This window comes from Candidatus Methylacidiphilales bacterium (genome assembly GCA_028713655.1).
GTDB lineage: Bacteria > Verrucomicrobiota > Verrucomicrobiia > Methylacidiphilales > JAAUTS01 > JAQTNW01.
Genome location: JAQTNW010000086.1, coordinates 1 through 2706, shown reverse-complemented (window position 1 = coordinate 2706; position 2706 = coordinate 1). Strand labels below are relative to the sequence as shown.

Annotated in this window: 4 protein-coding genes; 2 read left to right on the top strand and 2 right to left on the bottom strand. The window is 56.3% G+C overall.

Annotated elements, in window-relative coordinates; all coding sequences use genetic code 11:
• Nucleotides 1-296: 296 nt before the first annotated feature.
• Nucleotides 297-779, bottom strand: coding sequence for a hypothetical protein (locus PHD76_15235; GenBank protein MDD5263196.1), 483 nt, complete (start codon nt 777-779; stop codon nt 297-299).
• Between the two features lie 286 nt (nt 780-1065).
• The gene (locus PHD76_15230; protein ID MDD5263195.1) at nt 1066-1620 is read right to left on the bottom strand and encodes a PEP-CTERM sorting domain-containing protein; all 555 of its coding nucleotides are present in this window, start codon (nt 1618-1620) and stop codon (nt 1066-1068) included.
• On the opposite strand from PHD76_15230, the gene PHD76_15225 reads away from it, so the two are divergent.
• Nucleotides 1619-1942, top strand: a complete 324-nt coding sequence (locus PHD76_15225; protein ID MDD5263194.1) for a hypothetical protein — start codon at nt 1619-1621, stop codon at nt 1940-1942. The genes PHD76_15230 and PHD76_15225 overlap by 2 nt on opposite strands.
• 111 nt (nt 1943-2053) lie before the next feature.
• Nucleotides 2054-2706: hypothetical protein (locus PHD76_15220; GenBank protein ID MDD5263193.1), on the top strand; the 653-nt coding region annotated here is incomplete at its 3' end.

Below are 2706 nucleotides of genomic sequence, written 5' to 3'. Positions count from 1 at the left end.
GAATAGATATCTTCACTGCTGACGACCTCCACGCTTTCGCTCAAGTCGGTGACGCTTTTGAGGTAATAGAGGTCCGGATTGCTGATTGCTTCGGTGGATTGATCCATGTTCACATAATGCCAGATTCGGGCATTCCCGTGGAAGGCACATCCATTCCACAAAAACCGACTCGACGGGGAGGAGACTATCACCGAAGACAGCATGGAATTTGTGCAGGACCTCACGCATCAGGTGAAGCGAAAAGTGTTACTTTCACCTGCCGATCACACACGCCACCCTGACCAAACGTTCCAGGATTATTTCTTGTCGTCTCCCCCATATTGCCGATCCGCCTTCTCCCATGCGTGGCGGAGGGACTTGTAGGAATCCGAGAAGCCCGTCTTCATGCGCTCCCACGCGTCAGCGGTGCTGTTTTTCAGCCCACCGTACCATTCAGCCACCTGAACCCGCTGCTTGCGAAGCGCATCCAGGGTGCTGCGTGCCTGTTCGCGTGCGGCCACGTCCATCTTGTCCCAGTTTTTGTCGATGCGCGCTTCCATGGCCGCGATGCGGACATCCAGGGCGTCGAGTGAGGCTTTCGCTTTTTTCACCGCCTCGTCGCGCTTGTCGGCGGAATAGTCCTTGATCGTCTCGGCAGCGTCGGTGACCTCCCGTCGAACTTCCCTGGAGGTGGTCTTGCCATTTTCATGCCCGGATACCTCGTGCTTGGAGGCGAGGCTTAACGGGGCGATACCCAGCAGCGCCGCCATAAGAACTGAAAGGCTTGCGTTCTTTTTCATGATGCTCTCCTGAGAGGAATGAGGCTGGTTCTTGCTCAATGACCCGGAAGCACGGGCATGCTTTTTTCGTCTTTGCACTGAATTTGAACGGCCTGAGCCAATGCAAGTTCCGTTGCGAGCGATCTTCATAGGCCAGCATGATTAACGCGCCGTTGTGCTGTGCGTGGCGCCGACGGCCTTTCGCTAGACGGATGCGAACTACGCAGGAACAATGAAGAGATTTTCAGCCGAGCAATAAGCAAGGCGGCCTTCCGGCCGCCTTTGGTTGTCAGACTTTCCGACAGATTCAGGCCCTGCGGCGCATGAAACCGAGGCCAAGCAGACCCAGACCCAACAGGGCCATTGTGGCAGGCTCGGGAATGGGGTTGAGGTCACCCTGAATGGCGGTGTTGTCCGTATCGGCGGTAAAGATCAGACTGCTGTTGGCGCCCAACCCACCAGCCGCGCCGGTCGCCGCGGAAAAACCGATATCAAGCACGGTGAACAGATCGCCATAAACCGTGCCGTTCAGCGCAACCTGGTTCATATAGGTGGCAGCCACATTCAGGCCTGCGGGGCCGTCGACACTGGAGAAAGCCGTGCCACGAGCAGAACCGGGTGTGGTTTCCGGGTCCAGAATGGTGTCGAAAATCGTATCACCCGGCCGACCATCGATGACCAGTCGTGTGATGGAGTTGGTCATATTGGCTGACGTCAGCAATTCCCAGGAGGGCGAAAAGGTTGTAAAGCCCGCGAATCCCAGAGACCAGGCGGTGCCCGTGGCAGCCCCAGCGGGATCTGCACCGGCAGCCCAAATCACGGTTTCGCTCGAGCCGCCGCTGAAATAGGCAGTCACCGTCATGCCTGCCATTTGCGCCCCGCTTGTGGTGAAGGTGCTCAGGCCCGTGGTATTCAGCGTGGTGCCAGGGTTGAAGGAAACAGTAGGTGTAATGGCGACAGCGAAAGCGCTGCTACTTGCAAACAGGGCGGCAGCTAAGGCTGTGGCGGTAGAGAGTTTTTTGAGTTTCATAATTATTCTCCAAGGAAAAGTTTCAACGGAAAAATTTTTGGGCCGAGACCAGGCCTTTTGCTTCAATATAAGCATCAACCGTTCCAAGGATATTTATATCCTGATATACAAAGAGTTAAAATCGTTCGCTGATGAGCAGCGCAGCGCAATGTAAGAAAACCCGACACCCAATCCGCGCCCTTCTCTTTCGAGCAAAATACAACTGTTTGATACTATCCAGTCTCGATGGGCAGATCCAAATCCTAAACATGTCAAAGATATTTTCATGAAACAGGCGGCTTACGCAAAAGCAGTTGAATGGCTGAAGACCAAGCCTTCTCTGGATGAACTTTGCGCCAGCTACCCCAAGGAATGGGCAGCGGTGCAGCAGGATATTTCAGCCATCGTCGAGACCGGCCGCGCGGAAGACCTGAAGGCCTACCTGGCACGCGTATCCGCGCAAGCGGCATCAGCCAAGCCTGCTCCCGGCAGTCGCCAGGCAAGCCTCGAAACTGCGCTGTCGCACCTGGTCCGTAGCCGCATGGCCCACGAATCGGTCAAGAAACTCTCCCTGTCCACGCTGGCGTCCAATGCAGGCGCCACGAAAGGCAAGCTGCGCTTCAACCTCTTCAACGGTTTTGTCGCCCAGAAACTGCTGTTTGCCAAAGAGCTGGAACGCAAGCCAGTTTCCCTGTTCTGGTTCCACCTGCTGTGGCCGCTGGTGTGGCAGAAAAAGCGCCTCATGCCCCTGGTGCAAGGGCGGGGAATTTACTGTTTCTATTCGCGCGAACTGATCGGAGCCCTCGCCGGGATGATCGGAGGAAAAAGCTGCCTGGAAATCGCGGCGGGAGACGGAACCCTGACGCGCTTCCTGAAAGACCGGGGCGTCCAGCTGAGCGCAACCGACAACCACGGCTGGGCAAATGCCGTGACCTACCC

What these genes read in the sequence shown, in the direction of transcription:
- PHD76_15230 (MDD5263195.1), bottom strand. Translation starts at nt 1,620, where the DNA reads ATGACGGTGACTGCCTATTTCAGCGGCGGCTCGAGCGAAACCGTGATT.
- PHD76_15225 (MDD5263194.1), top strand. Translation starts at nt 1,619, where the DNA reads ATGCCTGCCATTTGCGCCCCGCTTGTGGTGAAGGTGCTCAGGCCCGTG.
- PHD76_15235 (MDD5263196.1), bottom strand. Translation starts at nt 779, where the DNA reads ATGAAAAAGAACGCAAGCCTTTCAGTTCTTATGGCGGCGCTGCTGGGT.